Source organism: Leptothoe sp. EHU-05/26/07-4, from assembly GCF_043421015.1.
In the GTDB taxonomy this organism is placed as follows: domain Bacteria; phylum Cyanobacteriota; class Cyanobacteriia; order Phormidesmidales; family Phormidesmidaceae; genus Leptothoe; species Leptothoe turfae.
Genome location: NZ_JAXSQV010000008.1, coordinates 380385 through 402292 on the forward strand (window position 1 = coordinate 380385; position 21908 = coordinate 402292).

Annotated in this window: 18 protein-coding genes; 10 read left to right on the plus strand and 8 right to left on the minus strand. The window is 47.1% G+C overall.

From position 1 onward, the window contains the following. Position 1: 1 nt before the first annotated feature. From U2F10_RS34730 to tnpC, 4 genes are all read right to left on the minus strand, one after another. A complete protein-coding gene (locus U2F10_RS34730) occupies positions 2-1102 on the minus strand; it encodes an ABC transporter permease (protein WP_499874722.1) in 1101 nt (366 codons plus the stop codon). Further along, positions 1099-3060, minus strand: coding sequence for an ATP-binding cassette domain-containing protein (locus U2F10_RS34735; RefSeq protein ID WP_499874724.1), 1962 nt, complete (start codon positions 3058-3060; stop codon positions 1099-1101). Before U2F10_RS34735 ends, U2F10_RS34730 begins: the two co-directional genes overlap by 4 nt. A 42-nt stretch (positions 3061-3102) precedes the next feature. Next, the gene (locus tag U2F10_RS34740) at positions 3103-4380 is read right to left on the minus strand and encodes an HlyD family secretion protein (RefSeq protein WP_499874726.1); all 1278 of its coding nucleotides are present in this window, start codon (positions 4378-4380) and stop codon (positions 3103-3105) included. Between the two features lie 599 nt (positions 4381-4979). Continuing rightward, positions 4980-6470: an IS66 family transposase gene (gene tnpC, locus U2F10_RS34745; protein ID WP_499870809.1), complete on the minus strand. Its 1491-nt coding sequence runs from the start codon at positions 6468-6470 to the stop codon at positions 4980-4982. A gap of 87 nt (positions 6471-6557) precedes the next feature. Here tnpC and U2F10_RS34750 point away from each other — a divergent pair, with 87 nt between their 5' ends. Further along, a complete protein-coding gene (locus U2F10_RS34750) occupies positions 6558-6794 on the plus strand; it encodes a PLD nuclease N-terminal domain-containing protein (protein WP_499874727.1) in 237 nt (78 codons plus the stop codon). 277 nt (positions 6795-7071) lie between these two features. Here U2F10_RS34750 and U2F10_RS34755 read toward each other — a convergent pair whose 3' ends face one another. Together U2F10_RS34755 and U2F10_RS34760 are read right to left on the minus strand one after the other, a co-directional pair. Further along, a complete protein-coding gene (locus U2F10_RS34755) occupies positions 7072-7263 on the minus strand; it encodes a DUF4278 domain-containing protein (protein WP_163703198.1) in 192 nt (63 codons plus the stop codon). Between the two features lie 381 nt (positions 7264-7644). After that, complete coding sequence (locus U2F10_RS34760; RefSeq protein WP_163671265.1) at positions 7645-8136, minus strand: host attachment protein; 492 nt, start codon at positions 8134-8136, stop codon at positions 7645-7647. Positions 8137-8284: 148 nt separating this feature from the next. Here U2F10_RS34760 and U2F10_RS34765 point away from each other — a divergent pair, with 148 nt between their 5' ends. Next, a complete protein-coding gene (locus U2F10_RS34765) occupies positions 8285-9709 on the plus strand; it encodes a glutaredoxin family protein (protein WP_499874729.1) in 1425 nt (474 codons plus the stop codon). A gap of 94 nt (positions 9710-9803) precedes the next feature. Here U2F10_RS34765 and U2F10_RS34770 read toward each other — a convergent pair whose 3' ends face one another. Further along, a complete protein-coding gene (locus U2F10_RS34770) occupies positions 9804-11201 on the minus strand; it encodes a lysophospholipid acyltransferase family protein (RefSeq protein ID WP_499874731.1) in 1398 nt (465 codons plus the stop codon). 547 nt (positions 11202-11748) lie between these two features. Between U2F10_RS34770 and U2F10_RS34775 the strand changes: the two genes are divergently transcribed. The 4 genes from U2F10_RS34775 (at position 11749) to U2F10_RS34790 (ending at position 14164) form a co-directional block, all read left to right on the plus strand. After that, complete coding sequence (locus tag U2F10_RS34775; protein WP_499874732.1) at positions 11749-12711, plus strand: aldo/keto reductase; 963 nt, start codon at positions 11749-11751, stop codon at positions 12709-12711. 106 nt (positions 12712-12817) lie between these two features. Next, the gene (gene psbU, locus U2F10_RS34780) at positions 12818-13012 is read left to right on the plus strand and encodes a photosystem II complex extrinsic protein PsbU (RefSeq protein WP_163671891.1); all 195 of its coding nucleotides are present in this window, start codon (positions 12818-12820) and stop codon (positions 13010-13012) included. Positions 13013-13164: 152 nt separating this feature from the next. Beyond that, positions 13165-13785: a hypothetical protein gene (locus U2F10_RS34785; RefSeq protein WP_499874733.1), complete on the plus strand. Its 621-nt coding sequence runs from the start codon at positions 13165-13167 to the stop codon at positions 13783-13785. Between the two features lie 67 nt (positions 13786-13852). Next, a complete protein-coding gene (locus U2F10_RS34790; RefSeq protein WP_499874735.1) occupies positions 13853-14164 on the plus strand; it encodes a phage integrase N-terminal SAM-like domain-containing protein in 312 nt (103 codons plus the stop codon). 64 nt (positions 14165-14228) lie between these two features. Here the strand turns inward: U2F10_RS34790 and U2F10_RS34795 are convergent, their stop codons facing one another. Next, positions 14229-15632: a helix-turn-helix domain-containing protein gene (locus tag U2F10_RS34795; protein WP_163697027.1), complete on the minus strand. Its 1404-nt coding sequence runs from the start codon at positions 15630-15632 to the stop codon at positions 14229-14231. Between the two features lie 1729 nt (positions 15633-17361). Here U2F10_RS34795 and U2F10_RS34800 point away from each other — a divergent pair. The 4 genes from U2F10_RS34800 (at position 17362) to U2F10_RS34815 (ending at position 21826) form a co-directional block, all read left to right on the plus strand. Next, positions 17362-19338, plus strand: a complete 1977-nt coding sequence (locus U2F10_RS34800) for a hypothetical protein (protein WP_499874737.1) — start codon at positions 17362-17364, stop codon at positions 19336-19338. A 1073-nt stretch (positions 19339-20411) separates the two neighbouring features. Next, a complete protein-coding gene (locus tag U2F10_RS34805) occupies positions 20412-20759 on the plus strand; it encodes a hypothetical protein (protein ID WP_499057814.1) in 348 nt (115 codons plus the stop codon). Positions 20760-20770: 11 nt separating this feature from the next. After that, complete coding sequence (locus U2F10_RS34810; protein ID WP_163697026.1) at positions 20771-20911, plus strand: CHAT domain-containing protein; 141 nt, start codon at positions 20771-20773, stop codon at positions 20909-20911. A 477-nt stretch (positions 20912-21388) separates the two neighbouring features. Continuing rightward, positions 21389-21826: a hypothetical protein gene (locus U2F10_RS34815; protein WP_499057816.1), complete on the plus strand. Its 438-nt coding sequence runs from the start codon at positions 21389-21391 to the stop codon at positions 21824-21826. The last annotated feature ends 82 nt before the right edge of the window (positions 21827-21908 follow it).

A 21908-nucleotide genomic window follows, 5' to 3' on the forward strand; every position in this document is an offset into this window, starting at 1 on the left:
ATCAGTCCGGTAACTGCATCCGACGCAGACCACGCCAGGCGGCTGCAAAAAATAACAATGCCAGCAGCGCAATGGCCACCAGGGCAACCCAAATGCCTCCCCACCCGGTCCCCCTGACAAAGGCATCGCGAGTCACATCAATGTAATAGCGAGCTGGCACAATGTTAGAAATGAGTGAAATGGGAAACGGAATATTACTCAACGGGTAGATAAAGCCCGAAAACAAAAAAGAGGCTAGAAAACCAGTAAATGCCACCCCCTGCACCGCCGCAATGCGATTACTAGAGCGGACGCCGATCAAAAGACCATAAAGAACACTGACCGTTGCAAATAAACAGGTTCCTAGCATCAATGGTAGGGGATTACCCGCCAACCCAATCCTAAACAGAAGCGAGCCCAAACCCATGATGCAAAGGGCTTCACCCATGGCCACAATGAAGTAGGCTAGCCCTTTACCCAGCAGCAGTTCAGTTGCACTTAAGTTAGAGGTATAAACCTGCACAATCGTGCCTTGTTCCTTCTCACGCACCATGGCGAGAGTTGCCAGCAAGGCCGGAAAGATGGCCAAGATAACGGCATAAAGCCCCGGCACGATGAAGAGAGATTCCTTGCGACCCGGATTGAACCAGAGGCGAATGCGGGCAACCACCTTAACTGTTCTAGATTGAAGTCCTTGATCCTGCACAAAGAAGTTAGTCGTTGCCCGTATGCTGTTGCGAATCACGCGGGCATTGTTCACATCGGTACCGTCCACCAGCACCTGGATAGGGCTGGATTTCTGGTCTTTGATGCGACGGGAAAAATCTGGTGGAATAATCACTGCCGCTTTAGCGCGTCCTTGATCAATGATCTCAATGGGCTCTCCCGACCCTGGGACAGGCTGAAACTGATTAGTGGCAAAGAGTCGTTCTACATAGCTACGACTGAGGGGAGTCATGTTAAAGTCCTGGATCGCCAGGGGAATATTTTTTGTCTCCAGTCGGATGGCATAGCCAAAAATCAGTAGCATCCCCAACGGCAGGATAAAGGCCAGGGCAAACGTCAAGCGATCGCGACGAAATTGAGCCAATTCTTTGATGCACTGAGACCAGATGCGCTTCATGGCTGTCCCCCCTGGGCTCTCTGGATAATGCCAATAAAGGCATCTTCCAGGGAGAATGGCACAGCCTGGATAGATTGAATGTCGAATTCTGCTGTGCTCAGTAATGAGCGGAGACGAGGCACCTCTATGTCTGGTTGATCCAGAACAATGTGGAGACGAGCGCCAAATAGGGATACTCGCCAGTCATCAAAATACTGTTTGAGTAAATCGGCGATAACCTGAGGCTGGGTCACCTGCACTTCAAACAGCTGTCCCGGCTGGCTGGCCTTAATTTGACTCGGAGACCCATGGGCAACAATCTCCCCAGCTGCCATAAATGCCATGCGATTGCAATGTTCAGCTTCTTCTAGATAGTGGGTGGTTACCAGCACGGCTGTGCCCTGATGGGTTAAGTTTTCGATTAATCGCCAGAACTGACGGCGAGCCAAGGGATCCACACCGGATGTGGGCTCGTCTAAAAACAAAATTTCAGGTTCGTGCATCACTGATGCCCCAAAGGCCACCCGCTGTTTCCACCCCCCTGGCAGTTGCCCCGTCATCAGGTCTGCTTTGCCCGTCAATCCACAAATGTCTAAAACCCAATTGATTTTGGCAGAGCGCTGACGACGGGGGACACCATAAACCCCACAGTAAAATTCCAAATTCTGTTGAATAGATAAGTCATCATAAAGGGTAAATTTCTGGCTCATGTAGCCCATCCGCTGACGTAGAGCACTGCTACGCAAATTGCGGGTTTGGCCGGCTAGTGTGACTTCACCTTGGGTAATGCCCAACAACCCACACAGCATCTTAATGGTGGTGGTTTTGCCAGCACCATTAGCCCCCAACAATCCATAAATTTCACCATAGCGGATGTCCAGGTTGACCGCTTTAACCGCTTGAAAATTGCCAAATGTCTTACTGAGGTCACGGGCACCAATGGCAATATCATCACGGCTGTGGGCTGGCAATGGCCGCAGCCGTGGCAATGGCACAAAAGCAGGGTCCGACCCCTGTTGGCGCAGCTGGTTGACAAAGACATTTTCCAGAGTAGGCGCTGCTGGACGAATCGTGTTGATTGTGAGCTGATGTTGCCCCAGGAGAGCACGAACCTGGGTTTCACCAGTCTCTGCATCGTCAACCAGTACATCCAGGCGATCGCCAAAGGTTTGTACATCCACAATCGGAGTAGACGGTTGAGCATTCGCTTTGAGCAAAGCCTGTTCAGCGGTTTTGAGGTCGCTAGCGCGCACCTCTAAGCGTTGGAGTCCCAGATTATCCCGCAGTTGAGCCGGTGTTCCCATTTGCTGAATCTGGCCATCATACATCAGGGCAACACGATGACAGCGCTCAGCCTCATCCATGTAGGGTGTGGCCACCACAATGGTGACGCCCTGATGGGAAAGGGTAGCCAGCACATCCCAAAACTCACGTCGAGAAACAGGATCCACACCCGTTGTCGGCTCATCCAGAAGTAATATCTGAGGTTGAGCAATAAGGGCACAGCACAGGGCCAACTTCTGTTTCATGCCACCAGACAGTTGACCAGCCAAACGATCTGAGAACGGCTCCAGATTCATCAGCCTGAGATATTGGTTGCGCCGCTGTTCAAACCGCTGGGGCGGCACTTCATGGAGACCAGCTACATACCGCAGATTCTCATCCAGGCTGAGATCCAGATAGAGCGAAAAGTGTTGGGTGAGATAGCCCGTTTGCAAGCGAGCATCCCGAGGCGCACGCTCCAGAATGATCACATTTCCCGAGGTTGCCTCCATCACACCTGCCAAGATTTGGAACAGGGTGGTCTTGCCAGCACCATCAGGACCAATGAGGCCAAAGATTTCGCCCCGCCGCACCGTAAACGTCACCTCGTTTACAGCGGTTAGTTTGCCATAGCGTTTACATAACGTCTCTACCTGGATAGCAGGGGTTTCGAGTGCGGTCTCTGGCTGCTCAATCTGACGAGTTGTTGAATGCATGGTTTGATTTGTTCACCCATGATTAAGACAAAATCAGCAGCATCATTCGAAATAAATTTCACCATCGGCAGGCATGCCAGGCTTGGCAAATCCATCAGGATTATCAATGCTGAGTCTGACACCAAACACCTGTTGCACCCGGTCTTCTCGGAAGTAGATATTTTCAGGCGTAAAGGAAGCCTGGGTATCAATGGCAATAACTCGGGCACTGAGGGGATTCTCGGGTGCTGAATCTAGAAAGACGCTGGCCGCTTGTCCTACTCGTACTTTGCCAATCTCTCCTTCAGGAATAAAACCACGCAGATAAACAGTGTCTAGATCAATTAAAGAAAGCAGCGTACTGCCGGTCGTCACCACTTCTCCCGGTTCAGCGCTGCGAGCGGTAACAACTCCAGCGAGGGGACTAGCAATGGTGAGATAACCCATGCGAGCTTCAATTTCTCGCTGAACGGCTTCAGCCCTGGTCACATTATCCTGTGCGGCAACCGCCTGGGATTGTACCTGAATCAGTTGTTTTTGCAAAACGTCTAACTCAGCTGTACGAAGATCTGGATTGAGCCGGGTGGTTTGGGCCTGGGTCAATCCCCCTGCTGCGGCATCAACCTGTCTCTGAGCGGCGACAATGGCGGCTTCACGTACACCCAACCGGGCTTGGGTAGTTTCAAACGTCGTTTGGGCCTGGTCCGCACGCTCCTGGGTCGCGGCACCGACTTGGGCAAGCTTGATGTAGCGATCGCGTTCCACCCTGGCCAGATCCAAGTCTGATGTAGCCGCAATCAGCTGTGCCTCTGCTTCTGCTCGCTGCGCCTGAGCCGTAGCAAGATTAGCCTCAGCCTGGCTGACCTGACCCACTGTATCCCCCTGGGATTGTTCCAGACTCACCTGGGCTCGCCGAATTTGGCTTTGCAGCACCTCAATCTGCAATCGCGCCTGTCGTTCTCGCTGTTGGGCCGAGGCCAGCTGTGCTTTAGCCTCGTCTAATTGAGCCTGCACTTCTTCATCATCAAGCCGAACAATCACTTGACCATCATTGACCTGGTCGCCTTCTCTGACAGCTACAAACTCCACTCGTCCTGATACTTTTGCACCCACGTCTGTCTCGTAGCCCTCAATGCGGCCACTCAACTGCAGCGTATCTGTGGAGGAACGTGATAAGAAGTAGGTCACGGAGAGACCCGCACCCACCACCAAAAGACCTAACGGAAGCAAGACACGCAGCCTGTTTTTATGTTTACTTTTCGATACGTCAGAGGTAGTGGAATGGGGCTTAAACCGAGCAACTAATTGGTTGAGATTCAGCCGTGAACCTGGCAAATGCATGAACAGATCTCCTCATTAAAGGGGCGAGAGGATTTGACTTTTACAGCAGTTAAAACCTGCTCTATCTTGAACTTAGAAAATGGATATGAGGAAGTTATGAGTACCCCACTAAGCATCGCTAAGCAATTTTCATGCCAGCGTTCTAGGGGGTTTCTCCATGATTTCCTCAAAGTTGATTTGTAATCTACGGGTATAGATCGGTTTTGAATATGTCTGAGCAAGCAAGACTGGAAATTAGACACCGCTAATGTACTAGTTCTCGGGGGAGTAACACAACGAAATGAATGGTAATAGCAGACGTAAAAACTGGAAACATTTTATTCTGTTTGCACTTCTAGGCATTTTTGTTGCGATCGCACTGGCTAGTACGTCATGTAATAGACAGCCCACAATGACTACATGGGAATACGATCAGCTAATTCAGGCGATTGAACAGGATAAGATTGAGAGAATTGACATTTATTCACATCCCCATTACTTCCAAGCTACTGTAGAGACCCTAGAAGGTGAACGTATCTCGGTTAGATTACCAGATGATCCAAAGTTGTCAGATGGGCCACAGTTACAAGAGATCTTGATTCAAAAAAAGGTAACCGTCCCTAGCGTTGATCTTGTGGAATCAACGAAGGAGGCTCTTTTCCAGTTCGTGCAGCCAAGCAGGCATGAGCGAGGAAATCAAGCATATCTCTGCCCTGAGCCTTGAGCGAGGCAGTGACGGTCAACAAGCGTGCAACAAACTGACTACCGTGTTGAGCTTGAGAACCAAAACTGGTTTTCCGCCAAATCACCGCTGGCCGCAAGGCTCTTTCAGCCGCATTATTGGTGGGTTCAACATTTCCGATGGCAACGAAGGTCCATAACGCAGGTTCGACCTTGAGCAACCGACGACAGGTTCTGACGGTCTTCGCCAACGGAGATTTTTCATGAGGGTCAATCGGTAGTGAAGCAGCCTCTTCTAACGTCGTTTTGAATCCTTGCCGTAGCTGGGTGACTTGACGGATAAACTGCTCACGGGACAACGTGTTATTTTTCAGTTGATGCCACCACCGAAACAGCCGACGCTGGCGACGCAGCAACGCTTTCCCAATCTCGTGAGAAACACCCATACGCTCTGTCATTGCTGTTAAGTCTCGTTTGAGATGAGCCCAACACACTTGCCGATGGTCTAACGCAATCCAGTTATAGGCACTGTAGCGGTCAGAGGCCACGATACCTTCATAGGATTCACCAATCAGACCTTTTGCGGTCTTCTGAGACCGACTCAGAACAACCTCAAAAAAGCTCACTAGGGGTGTCACCAACACCCATAACCATCCTTTCGTCTGCTTGGGATTTCGACCATCCCGATTCCCTTGAGGAAAACTGGTTTCATCACTATGGAGCACTGGCTGGGTGTGAACATAGTCCTTGGCAGCGGCCACGGGTACGCTGAGGGCGTCGCTCATTTCATTGCGCAAGCGACCGACACTCCCACGAGAGAGACGAACGCTAAACAGGTCCGCCATGAGCGCGCACACTTGACGATAGCTGTGACGATACGGGCCACTCAACAGCATCACGATTGCACTTAATCGTTCCCCATAGCCCAAGGGCGATACCCCTGGCGGTAAAGCCGCTCGGGTAACCTGACCACAGACACCGCAACTGAGTTGATGCAGGCGATATTCAATCACCATTGGCTCCATCGGCGGTAGTTCGATTTCTTGATGACGGTGGGGATGACTATCGTGACCACTCAACGGTGCACCGCAGTCTGCACACGTCGACGGCATCACGTCATGCACCTGGTCACACTCGTCGCTGGGTTTGAGTTTACGAGCCTGACGGGGTGACGATCTTGGTTGGCCTAGTGGAGACCGCTTTTTATATTTCTTTTTACCGTCTGAAGGCTTGCTGAATCCATCACTCGAAGGGGGTTTTGATGAGTTTTGTGAGGTCTGATTCAATCGTTCTTCTAACTGGCTTAAACGCTCATCTTGTTGCTTCAAGCGCTCGCTAAGAACCAGCACCAATGCACGGATACTTGCTGGGGTTGCCTCCCAGTCCGCTCTTGGTACCTTGACTCCAGCAATTTCGATCTCTTCACTCATGCCACCAACTTAGCGAAGCTCACGTACGACGGACCCTAAGATTTCTTTATTTTCCTGGGACGGTTACAAAAAAAGATTGATGCTTCCATGCAACCTTATCATAATGAACGTTTAGCCTTGATCAGAACAGTTGCTATTCTGATGAGCCCTGTTGTTGTTGCTCTATTTTGGCTATGGGTATTGATTGACTGTGCTACTCAAGAAGCAAGTGAGGGCAACACTAAAATTGTTTGGACTATTATTATCCTATTCTTGAATTTTGTTGGTGCACTGATCTATGTCTTTGTGAGACGACCACAGCGTCGCCGGGAGCTAGCACAGTAAAGTCTAAGAGAAAACTTTCGGGATGGTGTAGTCATGAACCAAATACCTCCCAAGGAGTCGACATCAAAATTCAATGCCAGTAGATAGGGAGCAAGGTAAGAAAAAACAGAAAAAACAACCGGTTTAAACAGCCAGCCCCCTATATCTACTCTGAGAGTGAATTGCCTCAGATAGTTTCTAAAAAGAAATTATCAGTTTCCTGAGCCTTCTTCTAGTGTTGAGAAGCAAAGGTACCTTTGCTTAGCCAACATTTCGGCATTAGAGCTTCAAAGCCAAATTAGGCATCTGAACCACCAGTATGATATGAAACTCCACGATACTTCAGGTCAAAAACTGGTGAAGACAGTGCTTTAACCAATTTGTGGAAGTGGAACGTAACACCTCGATATTTACCGACTTCTTCACTGTCGGCAATTGCGACCTTAGGAGCCTTATAGTCATAGCTAACGCCGCGATACTTGAGTTTCATAGTGTCCCCCTGAAATTGTTAGAAAGTGGGATACCCTCATCCCACTTTGATGTTAGATAAAGAATTTGAGAATCTTATGAAGCCTGTGCTATACCCCCATAGTCTTCAGGTTTGGGTTGGTGGATAACCAGCTTAGGAACCACAATTAATTAGGCTCCACTATTGGATGTACAGACGTTGCATGCAATGTCTCTCCAGCATTAATTTTTGGATCTTATAAAATCCTTATCCCTTAAGCAGAATTGCTGCATCTGCCTCTATGACAGCTCGCTGTCTTCTAAGGACATTTCTGGTAAAGAAGCTACCAGTTATCCAGGCCCCCAACCCCCAATACTGGGGACATGGAAAGCACTTACAGCGTTAGAAACTCCCAGCAATCTTTCACAATCTAATCCGGGCTGGTAACTGTCCTGTCTTCGCCAGGTAATCATGCAGCTCATGGGGCTTGAGATGACACAGATCTCGAGCCAATTCATTCATTTTCAATGGTTTGGGTAACAGAGGCGTGCAAACTTCTCTCATCAGCCCTAGAATTTGGGGTGCCGCAATGATAATAAGTTGTCGAACGTGTTTAGACTCAACCAGATCTAGTACGGTTTTAGCAATAGATTTAGCAAATCGCCGTTCAAATTCAAGTTTATGACTCTGGCGATGGTCATCATATCTGTGGGACTGACCGCTCGCACCACGGTTACGTCCTGACTGAATATTTGACCATAGAGCCTTGCCGGGTAGTTCTCCCTCGAAACTCACCATACTTTTATGTTCAACCAACGTTAGAACGTCCGGATCATACATAGGTAAGGTTGCTGGTTCTGAAGTGAAGAAACGAGCAACGGCTCCATTGATAGTAGCAACAAGCAATTTACCCATAGACTGTCTCAGTAATTTTGTAGAGTTCTATGTCACTAACCTGACGTGGTTACACCTGAGGAACCAGGCGCTATCATAACTAATATAATTCTATCGTTGAACAGTTGTATAGTTTACTCCTGAGATACATCTTGTAATCTCTTTGCTTATGAAAGCTCCATTTCAGTCTATATATCAATGGCGGATCCAGTTTCTAGCAACAATATTAACCGTCGTTTTAATCCTATTAGTGCCTGTTAAAACAGTCGCGAGTGATGTTGTCGATGTGTACTTCTTCCACAGTACAACCTGTCCCCATTGTCTGCGTCAGAAACCACTGATGGAGGATATTGATACCTACAATCCAGATGTGAAGGTACATCTGATTGAAGTGAGCGAAGAACCTCAAACGTGGCAAGATTTTAGGGAACGATATAACATCCGGTCTGGAGCCGTGCCTCGCACATTTGTTGGCGAAATGAGTTTTGTTGGCTATAGCGAGAGTGATGGCTCACTAGAATATGTACCAGCCTATGAGGGATATATCGGCTACCATAACCAGATTTTAGATGCGATTGCAACTGCTGTCGGCCACACGTTGCAGTTAGGCACCGCCACAAACACATTACAATTAGACACCGCCACAAACCCCTGGCAGTTTCCCTGGTTAGTACTAGGGTTACCGGGCATATATCTAATCAGTTTCCCATTATTAAGAAGTCGTCTTCAATCCCCCCAAGATCGACGCTATTGGTGGGGCGGCTTAGGAGCCATCTGCCTACTCAGTCTGTTTCTGCTAATAAGCCTCACACCAGATACAATCATCAAGACCTTTGCTCAACAGTTACCCTTTCCACTATTTGTCTCAACCATTGCCCTGGCTGATGGGTTTAACCCTTGTGCCTTTACCGTCTTAATCATTTTGTTGTCGTTGCTCACCCACACTAAACGACGAAGAGATATGCTTCTGATTGGGGGCACGTTTATTATTACATCAGCAGCAATGTATTTCCTGTTCATCATAGTGATGATTGGCATGGGGGCATTGTTACTAGAGCACTATGGTCAATGGTTCTTACTCGTGTTAGGAATTGGAGTTGCGATTGCCGGATTAATCAACATCAAAGACTACTTTTGGTTTAAGCAAGGTGTTTCCCTCTCTCTATCAGCCGACGAACAGCGCACCATTACCCAAAAGGCCAGCCGCATTGTTCGTGCCCTAAACGAGCCCCAGAAAAATCGACTCAAGTTCCTCGCAGCGCTGGGCAGTACAGTCATTCTGGCCATTTTTGTGAATACCGTTGAACTAGGTTGTACAGCCATCTTACCTGTGGTCTACATGACAACCTTGGTAAACTATTGCAATATTCAAAGTGTAGACGGTACTTTCCTATGCCAAACCACATGGACTTTCCTGTATGCCGTCCTCTATATCGTGCCTTTGGGGCTCATCCTGGCAAATTTCATCTATTCCTTTGAGTCCACTCGATTGAGTGAAAGCCAGGGCCGCCGTCTTAAATTAGTGGGCGGATTGTTTATGTTATTCTTTGGGCTAGTGATGATTTTTCAGCCAGAATTATTGCTATTAACTTAAACTTGGTATCGAAATAACGTGTCTCCAAAACGACTCTAATTGAGCATACGCAATTCCTTTAAGAAGCTTGTGAAGATAGGAATCAAACCTTAGATTAAGTGATCATTTGCTCCAACGCCTGTTGCAACTCTTGGGTCAGGTCCATCACCGCCTGTCTTCCAGCCCTGCGGTTGGTTTGATACATAGGCCAGCGCTCTGTCACCGAAATCGGCTCACCGATGGTGAGTGTGGCCCGACGAGCAGCTAACCGAGGCCGACAGGGGTGTTTATCACCTCGCAGACGGGCCAGCATATCAAACATCAGGAAGGTGGTCTCTGCACAGCGTTCAAAGGACGGTTTTTCCTTCAGGTAGGTCTCGGTAACCGCCACAAAGGTTTCCACCAGGCGCATATGGAGCATTCGCAAACTGGCTTCTTGAGCTACCCAGTCTGCTAAACCTCGATCTAAAGGCGATAGGGTGCTGCGATCCGGCAAATCATCTCGATAAATATAGGTCCAACCCGCTTCCTCTAAACGGCGACAGCGTTCCGCCAGATTGCCATGGGCCGAAATGCCAAAGTATTGCTCACCCACCTGCAGAGCAGCCTGCAGCAGTGCTTGCAGTCGTGTTAAGCAAGCAGATTGGGCATCAGCATCAAACTGAAAAGAGAGCTGTTTTTGGTGATAAAAACGACTGTAAAACGTTGCCATCTTGCTCAGCAGATGATCTCCAAGCCGCATGATGCGTTGATAAATAATCTTCTCAGATACTGCGCTATGACTAACATCGGCAGGTAATCCGCTATCCCTTTCTAATTGAGCTAACAATCGTCCCAAACGTGACCAGGCAGGTTTCACATACCGATACTGGATATTGATAGGAATGATATAAACCGATTCACTGCGACCTGCTTTGGCCAAATCTTCAGCACACCAGAATGCTAACTGAGCAGTTCCCATCTCCAAAGGACCCACTCGCTCACTGTGACCATTGGTGGCCCCCTCCGGAGCCACCGTCATGGGCCAAAGGCCCTGACTCAACATCTGTCGCGCCTGTCGTAGCCCTGACCAGTCGGGTTGTCGTCCGCGGCGAATGGGAATCCCACCCAGACGAGAGAGAGCCCAACCGAGCCAGGTTCCTGCCCAAAGTGGCATTCCCCGTTCATAGAGAAAATGGGTATGGAGCGGCGTTCGTAACTGAATACGCTGTTGCCGAGCAACCTTAGGAACGGCCCTGGATAGTAGATACAAGCCACAGAGAGGATCATCCACTTCTACATGACGAAAGGCCATTAGAAAGCGTAGATTCCCTTGTTGAAACTGTTGGTAGAACTCCGCTAGCACTCTACCGTTGGTCACCTGAATCTGGGTGATACCTGCCGGTAACCAGGGTGACAGACGCACACGCAACAGTATGGGCAAAATTCTATGAACCACCTTCAGCAACCAGGCGCTGTAGGCAGGGGCAATAAATCCTAATGGGGGTTGGACACCATCAATACTTTGGGGCATCTGAACGCAGTCTTCATCAAAGGAAAACGAATGTCGAGCTCACCGCAACACTCCTAACCAGGACCATAACACCTATCCAGCATCAAGTATCTTGAAATATGGCAAATGCGGCTATGTGAGGTGCAGGACAAGCTACAAACTCTGTAAATCCAAAGAATGGTTCGGGAGGAGGAAACCTTGGACAACTTAATAAGCGATAAATGACGGGCTAGTCGATAAGTGTTTGGCCCGTCATTTTTTTGTCACTCACCAAAATACCTGAGGGCGTTTGGGTTCACTAAATCTAAATTCTCCATAAAATCCTCATATTAGTTATTTAACCTAAAGTAAGCCTTAGAGATCAGCTAATCCTAGATAGATCTAATTCCTATGATTTGACCACCAGATGAGATTCTTACCCTCTCCATTAGAAGAGGTCGGTGGTCTAGGGAGATTATGTTTTTAGATCGCTAAAACCTTTGTGCCAGAAGCAAAACAGCAAAGTAGCACAAGGCAGTATCTTTGTCTTTTCTTACACAATTATTAATCTATACTCTTGAAGATAACCATGAAAAAAATTCAGTTAAGTCAAACAGGGATTGACGTCAGCTGTTTATGCCTAGGAACACTGCGGTTTGGAACCCTTAACACGTATGAACAATCAGCCCAGCTGCTGGACATTTATTTGGAAGCTGGAGGCATATTCATTGACACAGGCAACAGCTACAATCAATGGAGTGCCAACGGCAAGGGTGGCGAAAGCGAAGTTGTAGTTGGCCGGTGGCTTCGGGAACGGGGCAACCGAGATGATCTCTTCATTGCCAGTAAAGTTGGTTTTGGTTATGGGGAAGTACCTGATGGTCTAGCTGCATCAACTATTATTTCTGAATGCGACAACAGTCTGAAGCGGTTAGGTATTGATCATTTAGATCTCTACTATGCCCACAAGGATGATCCAAGCACGCCCCTAGAGGAGACGCTAGAGGCGTTTCACTCATTGGTAAAAGCCGGTAAGGTCAGGTTTGTCGGGGCGAGTAATTATTATGCTTGGCGTTTAGCAGATGCAGATGCGATCGCAACAGCTCAAGGTTGGAACGGGTTTACCTGTATCGAACAGCGATTTACCTACCTACGCCCAACTCCTGGCGCAGATTTTGGTGATCAGCGCCTCATCAACCAAAACTTAATGAGCTATGGTGACGCTCGGGGAAAAACCATGCTGCCCTACACACCACTCCTACGGGGAGCCTATGTCCGAGCTGATCGCCCCATCTCAGCTGCTTATGCTGGACCAGATACAGAAGCCCGGATAGCTGCATTACGGGAAGTCGCCCAAGAACTTAACGCTACCGCCAATCAAGTTGTGTTGGCCTGGATGATGCATCGCCAACCGCCCCTGTTACCTGTTTTTTCAGGTGGCCGCCCCGAACACCTGAAAGAAAACCTGGGGGCGTTAGACCTGACCTTGTCCACTAAGCAGATGGCAAAGCTCAACAACGCGGGTCACTGTGTGAATGAAGAACCTAACTAGGGTTGGAGCATTTACTTTCATAAGATTCTCATAATGTGTTTTTAGCATTATTGCGGTTTCAACTCAAATATATATCTGTTATCCACACTAAAGAAAAAGATAAGGACTGTACCCCACCCTGGCTCGAAAGATTATTGCAAACGCACCTTTCAACACGGTAGAAGATGTTCTCAATATGCCAGGACTCAGCGAGCGAGAAATCGATATTCTGAAAGACAATCTAGAGAATTTTGTAGTGACTCCGTCTGAACCGGCACTAATCGAAGGTGGGGATCGAATTAATCCTGGTATTTATAAGTGAACCATCAACAGCAGCAATCTTTTTTATAACCAGAAGAGTAATGTAACCAACAATATCGGTAACGATTCATTGCTTGAAGCGCTCACCATGGGCACCTATATTTCAAACTTAGTTCTAGCTAAATAGTTTTATTAGACAGCTAGAATATACTAATGAGTCGAAAGTATTGTCCGTTTAGTTTTTCCTGTGAAGCAATTACTCAAACACCGGGGCTATTGGCGGCTCAGTGTCCTAATTTAGTGGCTTGTTCAGAACTGGCTAAAGCTGACGAAAACGTTGGAACAGTTAATCTTCAAGTGGGTGATGAAGCACAGGCACAGCATTCTGTACCGATGTCGGCTAACTCGGCAGCCACACTAATGTTACGACAGCGGGGCAACCCTCAAGACCTGGATTCGCTGGGGATTGTGTCACTGATGGAGACACTCCAAGAAGCCATGGCTGAGTTGGAAACCCAATTCGCTCAGTTAGAACCGGACAGCAAACAGTATATTGCTCCTGAGGGAACGGAAGTGCATGCCTATGCGGTTAAGCGGCCTTACGGTACCTATTGGTACAACAAACTGGCGGCCCATAGGGAAATGTTTCATCCCCAGGCACAGCAGCGATTGGTGCGGCACATTCATTTGGGTAAAACGGGCGAGCCACGCCATCGGGAAGCACGGGCGGGAATTGAGCGACGCAATCAGTTGGTCAAAACTCGGACACAGCTGATGCAGGCGGCCAAGGCATTGGAAGAAGCGCTCTCGATCCTACAAAATCCACGTTCCTAAAACTCTGTTCAGCCGCAGGATTACTAGGAAAATCTTTGATACTTTTGTACCAGTATGAGAGTTACCCATGGCTAAATCCGATCCACAACCCACATTTATTGAGTTCCAAGATGGCAGGCCCCAAAAGCCTGTAGTGCCCCAGGCAACTCGTGAGCCTGATTGGGTAGATCGGTTTCTTGAGAATCGGGAGGTAAGACCCAGTACAAAGAAAACCTACACTCGTCAGCTGCGGCAATTTCAGCGGTGGTTAGCTGGAAAGGGATGGCCAGATGTCACCGAGCAGGAGTTAACTCGCTACAAGACTCATCTAAAAACGACACCTAAGGCCAATTCATTCAGCCTAATATTCCCCCCATCACCAGAGTTTCTCTGCCAATAGCAGAAACTCCTTAAGCTAATGGTGATTGAAACGGTAAGACATAGATAGCTCTCACAGCCAAGCACTAAAAATAATCAAACGTACGACGCAAGATAAGTTCATTATCTGCTGTAATCGTTCGAGTACCATTCTCCATCATTGAGATCAACCCCTGACTAATTCCAGTTAGCATCGCCAACTTACGCTGACTCCATCCCTTTTCCACCCTAAGACTCTTAACCTCCTCCGGAGTCAACTTCGGTACCGCAGGTTCTATCTCAACAGGTTCTTCTGCCGCCTCCCCAGATGGAAGATTTGCCGTATCCCAACTCTCAGGAGGAGCAATCAACAACTGAGCCTTCAACAACTGATCAAAAAATCCCCTAGGCCGACGAGACGTATCCCGCCCAAACCCCGACGGTTGAATCTCAACCGGATACGTCTCAGCATCAAACGTAATCTGCCAACCCCGATCATGTAACGCCAGCAAATCCTCATCCCACGTATTCGTCAGCTTCTTCCGCAGCTGATTATCCGACTGCGCATTGTGCACACGCTCCACACCATAGGCCACCTCTAACAAAGTCCGCACTGGCAACGGATGCTGTGGACTAAACTGCGCCTTAAACAACAGCCATACCATCAATCGAGCCGCCCCCGCCCGGTGCTGCCAAATGCTCATCACACTTTCCAACAGTGATTTCGGTAACACACCTGGGTTAACCGGCAGCTCCTGTTCCTGAGCTGTCTCCTCATTCAAAAAGTACTTAGCCCACAGCCCCGCCTTCACCACAAAGGACATCCCAGTCAGCTCTTTATTACCAAAATTATCCTGCTGATAATGATGGCGAGTACCCAGGAGGTGCCACAGGCGGCCTTCCTCAACTGTAAACCCCTTTCGCTTGCCGTAGCGCGGCCAGGAAATAAGCGTCGTAATCTTACAAGGCTGTTTAACAATCTCCTCAATCAGCGCTAGCTTCTCACGACGATTCTTATCGGTACGTCGCTGCAAACCAAGATAAGCCTCAATTTGGCGATCATCAATCACCAACTCCTCTTCCCAGGGCCGCTCCATCTGAGACGCATGGGCCGCCAGGATCAGGTGTATACACGCCGCCCGAATATCAAACGTATCAATAACCGCCAGAGCAGCTGCCCCCGCTAGCGCAGCAGGGTGTTCTTCCTCTGTATTGTCCGCAATCCAGAAACAAATTGCCCCCTTGCCATCATTAACCTCACGGCTATAAATCAGCTTGCCATCGGGATCAGTTGTCCAAGGCAACTGCTGACGCTGGGTGAGAATATTGCTCGCTTCCCAGATTGGCAATGAGGACGTTACTTTAGTCAGCGATCCCTGATCAAACAGATCTGGATTTGTTTTAGGACGCTCACCTGGGGCCACTTTGGTAGTAGGTCGTTTCTGCTGCGTCGCGACAGAACGACTTGCCCGCGTCTCAGCATCTAGTTTTTTGTTAGATTTTGAGGCCATTAGATTCCCTGACTTCAACATTGTCCACGTCCAGTACCGTCATTTTGACCTAGAAGAACCTGCAGACTTGGACGTGGTTTAGAGAGCACTGGACAGGCAAGAAGAAAACATGCCAAGCTTCACACCACGCGGTGAATTATAGCGCCATATTCACACATATGAGGACAACTTACAGAAAGCGTGAATATTCTCATAGTCGTGATTACATTTGGCCTCAAAACCTCCATTTGATTACAAAAGTCTCTAGACCCTGGCACCTAAATTGAGACAACAATAGTCAACACACCATATGGCAACAGCTTTAGGTGATTACAAATAAATCTAGAACCCAAGCTCGATTACAAGTAAATCTAGAACGTAGCCCCGAAACACAGATCACAAAACCCCTTGAAGTGATTACATTTGGAGCTGATAACGGCTGTGATTACAGGTTTTCTCTAGAGCCTGAGCCCAAAACTGATTACAACAAAACCTAGAGCCTAGACCTGATTACAAAAACCTCTAGAACCTGCGCCTGATTACACGTTTCGCTAGAGCCCAACCCTAGAAAATCGGTTAGAAGCCTCATTGAAGTGATTACATTTAGAGCTGATAATGGCTGTGATTACAGGTTTTTTCTAGAGCCTGAGCCCAAAGTTGATTACAACAAAGCCTAGAGCCTAGACCTGATTACAAAAACCTCTAGAACTTGGGCCTGATTACACGTTTCGCTAGAGCCCAGTACCTAAAGTACGGTGTTGATGGGGAGTTTAAAGGTGTTGCTTGGGGTCCCTCCAAGTTCCCTTTCCGGAAGTAATCAAGCTATCTCAATAGGCATACTGGGGTTTCCCCATGGCAGGGTCGGAACAAGGTTTACGGGTCCTAGGTTCGATCATTACTATGATTACACATCTCCTCTAAAGACCGAGCCCAAAACTGATTACATCTGAGTCTAGGGCTTCAACCCAATTACAACAATCTCTAGAACCTGGTACCTGTAATCACGCTAGAACATTCCAAGAAGGTGGCATCTAGAAGCAAAACCCTAATCTTGATTACATTCTTATTCTAGAGCCCAATCCCAAAGTGATTACAGAATTACAAACATAGGATTCTGATTACATCAATACTCTAGAGCCCTGCCCCTACAGTGATTACATCCATGGTGTCCAAAGGGATTGATTACACGATTTATCTAGGGCCTGGTACCCATAATGATTACAAATTAGTTCTAGAACATAGACCGGAAAATTCTAGGTCCCTTACCCCAAACTATCTAGACCCCATACCCAAAATTTTGATTATTGTTATGTGATATTTCCCAACAACAAAAGAGTTTGATGTTTTTGGCCCTCTCAGAAGCCAAGCCATGATTACAAATTTTCTGTTATCAGAACAATCCAGGCAAGATTTTGTAATCAGACAGTCTGCTATAAGCATTGAAGTCAACATGAGTAGTTCATTTGTATAAGGCACACAATTAAAATTCAGCACTTTCTAGTGCTTTAGACCACTGTGAAACAGAATATTGCTGATTTAGAGTATGAAACGATCTGTCAGACATGCTATCAACCAGCATCTTTCAGATGAAATCATACCGAGGATCAGCAATGCCAGGATTATCCAGTTCTGTTCTTTTGGATTCCTACCCTTAGCCTCTAAATAAAGCAGAATTCCTGCTTACAGCTAGGGTTGTTTTGTGTTGCCAAAATACAGGTCTACTCGTAGACAACGGGAATCACTCGTCTGAGTGCAGCAACATCCCGATGCTGTTAACGGAACTGTGGACCAAAGCGTGACATTGGCTCTGCCAAATCCATTTGAATACGTGCAAGAACGAAACAATCGATTTCTTGCACTATTTTCCCATCGTCACGATTACATCTACGCGAACCATCCATCCCCAGGCAAACGCCCCCAATGGCAAACGGAAAGTCGGCATCCATTATCAGACCGACTGATTGAACAGGGTACTTATTTATATGGTGTGCGATTTGGGAAAGAAACCCAGTACGCCATGGTCGATATTGATATCGGTAGCGCGTACCACCCCAGGCGAGATCCCATTGCCTTTCAAAAACTGACTGAAGCACTGGAACCCTTAGGTCTTGTGTCAGCCATCACCTGCACCTCATCCGATAGTCAGGGTCTGCACCTATATTTTCCATTTTCAGAATCACTGACAGCTTGGGAAGTGGGCAGTGGCATCACATTGCTTCTGGAAAGTCAGGGCTTTAAGGTCACCCCCGGTCAGCTTGAAGTCTTTCCCAATGCTCGGTTATACACCATCGAAAGTACTCCGAACTTATTTAACGCCCACCGGCTACCGCTACAGCGTGGGTCGTATTTACTCAATGATGATCTAGACCCGATCTGGACCGACCAGACTACCTTTGTCGAACAGTGGAAACAATGCCAGGGACGCAACAATCTAAATAATGCGATACTACAGCGGATCATTCGACAGAAGAAACGGCGCAGCTATCGTCTCTCGAATAAGGCTGATAAGTTTCTAAACGACCTCAATGCTGAAATCGAGCAAGGTTGGACCGACCATGGCCAAACAAATCGATTACTGGGTCGAATCACCATGCGCACCTATGTATTTCACCATGTGATGTACGGTGGTGAACCGCTAATCGGTGACAGTCTAATCAAAGAAGTTCTAACTATAGCCAAAGCATTGCCGGGCTATGAGTTGTGGTGTCGTCATCAGCATGAAATCGAAGACCGCGTTTCAGAATGGGTCAGCTGCATCGAGAAAAGTCACTACTTCCACTATGGAGAACAGTTTGGAAAATATAAATCTAAAAAGGAAAAGAAGGAAAAGTCTGAATCTGAAAATACTGAACCCAGTTGGAATAAACAGCAGAGTCAAAAAACCAAGGACAAGATTCAAGCAGCACTCAAAGAACTCTCAGACAAAAACGAACTTCCAGAACAGGCCACTGCTAGATTCAATGCCCTTAGAAAATTTGGCATCGGAGGTGGGTCTCTATATCGCTACAAAAAACTGTGGCATCCACTCTGGAAAACACAGGAGAACTGCCCAAACACACCCCAAATTAACAATGAATCTGGACAGTTTGACCAAGCTAACGCGCCAAACTGTCACAGCTCTACAAGCTTATTACAAGGGATAGATGGTAATGATAATGAAACCAATGGTTCTAGCGATCTGAAATCTGTTGCATCTCAGCCAGAGGGTGGTAATCCCCATCAAGAAGAGATTCAGCGTATCCGGGAAATGTTGTCGAAGGCTCAGGTCGCTGTCAATTTACAGGCAGCGCAGGAGGTTGTAGAGGCTGAAGAATTAATGGCTCAGGAGTCTAGGGCAGCTCACCTGCAGCAGATGGCTTACTGGCTAACGTTGGATGACCCGATTTTGATGGCGGAGGCGTTGGCATGGTTACGGCAACAGCCGCCTGAGCTATGTGCTGAGCTGTTGGATATGGAGCTGTCAGAGGCGAAGCAGCAGTCATTAGAAACGATTGTGGAGATAGTGGAGCAGCTGCAGCGGTTGGATTGGGGACCGGGAAGGATTCATGAGGAGTTGCGAAGCTTCTTCGAAGCGGCTATAGCCCCATCAGGCATGGCTTCGCTAGCGCCAACGCAATTCACCACATCCTCGCTGGCCCATCTCACGGCTGAACAAAGACAACAGTGGTTATCTTATTTGCGAGCCTTCTCTGGAGAGACCTCGTCGACGCATCCTGACACAGGATAACTCTCTAACCAACCTTGGCCCTATGGGCTGAGTTAACGGAAGCAGTGAAAAGTAGCCCAACTGATGTGAGGGTGCGATCGCAAATGTAGTGCCCCCCAAGACCATAGCCGATTAGAAATAGGCTGATGGCAAGCCCAAGATGCCAAAAGAGGTAGCTCTTTTCAAGAGATTTATAGAAAGGGTTTTGAAGCATATCTTTCGCATATTTGAAATAGAGTACCCCTATTTGTTTGCGATCCTTTTTAGGGAAAATCCACAACCAATGAGACCACCAAAACCCTGCATATGGTACAGAGTCCGTCTGTGGATGGATACAGTGCTACCAGTGGAATCGCACCTAAATGGGCTATGACAAAAAAAAGAAACAACAGGCCAATCAAGTTGGGCTTTTTGCACAGTGAGCCATCTAAGTCCATTGGACATTTGCATAGTAGCCTTCGTAGGTAACGTCTTTAATCTGTTGTTCAATATGGTTGATTTACTGACTGGCTATATTTGGTCTTCTGTTGACTTCAGGAGAGACATCATAGTGAAAGCTTGGACTTGACTCATCAAACCTATTAGACAAGATATAAAGTCTGATAAGTCATATCTCCAATATTTCGAATCTTGAAAGAAATTTGATGCCTTTTGAGTCGTCTAATATGGCGAGCTAATTCATAGCGATTCAAAATATCAATGGGTAAATGATTGGTCCCTTGAATGGTCTCTAGACACTGATCACTTCAACAGAAGCAGGGAAAAGTATTGAATAAATCCCATTCTGTTGAAGGATAAAAGCGGGTAATAGGTTCACCAACTTGCATAAGTTTTATACAAATAACGTCGCCTGATGAGTTCCGCTGGACTCATAATGCTTCTGCCTCATTTAACCTTATTAGGTGTACTGCAATAACTAATCCCAGAGCTAGACAACAATATTTAATATAACGATGATCCCTGGCAGAAAAAATCCCGAAAAGTTCAGGTTGATTCAGGTAAAAGTTCAGGTTTACCCAGGTATTGAAGTAATAGAGCCGTCGCAAAATAAACGATGTGTGCCATAGCTAGATGTCGACAGTAAAATGCTAGCTATGGCATATATTCTCTCGGCTACGGGTATGTGCGAGATCCATCGTAGACGGTTGACCAGTTGGGCAAAGCGTGGGGCATCGCAGCAAGAATTGCAGCTAGTTCTGAACTGGTTACTTGTGGAAAGTGGACTATCCCCCCGGGGAACAGCGAATTTTCTGGATGAGGAATTGAGGATTGGGCGACAACACAATAACAAAGACTCTTATGGTGATAAGGCATATATTTTACATCGTTTTCATAGCAATCCTATCGTTGTCATGCAAAAGGCTTTGGCCATCAATCCGGTGCAGCGCAACACCGAGACCATCGACACCGATTTATTCCCAAACTGTGCACCATTCTCGTAACGCTTCTTTATATGACTGAGTTTTACACGGCATTAGCACAGCCAGATATCACCAAAGCTGAAGCTTTTCGTCAGGCACAGCTAGACCTGATGCAAGACCCACAGCTAGCCTCCTCTCACTTCTGGACTCTCTTTGTTCTGGCGGGTAACTGATTATAAATCTGATAAATTCAGTTGGTGATTTTGCTGAAATTTGTCTCGTGCCCCTGAACTGAATAGCATGAGTCTATTTGCTAACTGCATTCTTTGAAAAGTTGTTGTTATACACCCAAAAAGCGCTTGACAACTTTTATCGAAGTGTAGTATCATCACATATATCTCTTGAGATTTTGAAATAGCGTTATTACTTCAGAAGCCTAAGGAAGTTGTTGAAACGACTGTAGAAAATTCTTGCAATGCTTTCTGGGCCGTGGTTTTTCTTTTGAGGTTTATTTGATGTAAGACTGCTTGAATGCCTTTAAACAGTCTTATGTGAGAGAAAAGAAAACCTCAACAATCTGATTCTCTCTCAGTTTTCTTTTGAATCCACTGGATAAAGAGCCAGGCTGGCTTTACCTCCATGATCTAGGCTTCACCTTGAAAGTGGTGTCTTCAAGTATGTTTCATTAATGCAAAAAGTAGGGTGTAACAATGAGTAGTACAGAAACAATTAACATCAAAAACCTGAAGGCCTTTCTAAGAAAAAATAAGAAAATTGATTTTCGAACCGCCGATTTACTCCACGCTTCGACTCTCGATACCTATAAGTGGACTGGTTTAGAGGACAATAAGGAAGGTCTAATCACGCAGCTTAAGGCCTATCAGCGTTTATTAAGAGTTGTTCCCAATGGTCAAGAAGACCTCGCTATAAAGTTGCTACAAAGCGGATTTCAATCTGCTTTGCAAATTGCCAATACGCCCAGAAAAATGTTCATACAAGATAATCTTAAAACCTTTGGTAATGACAGAGCCCTGGCCCAAAGTGTGTATAAGCGTGCGGTGGCGGTGCGTAAAGTTGTTGCATTGCAATATACGGACCGTGCCCAACAGACAGGGGCCCACAGCCGTGTAGCTGGTCTTGCTCGCTAAGTCTAATCTTGCTCGCTAAACAAAGCTATCCCTGAAGGCTGGCCAATCATCGACCAGTCTCCGTTTTGATCTTAAGAATATT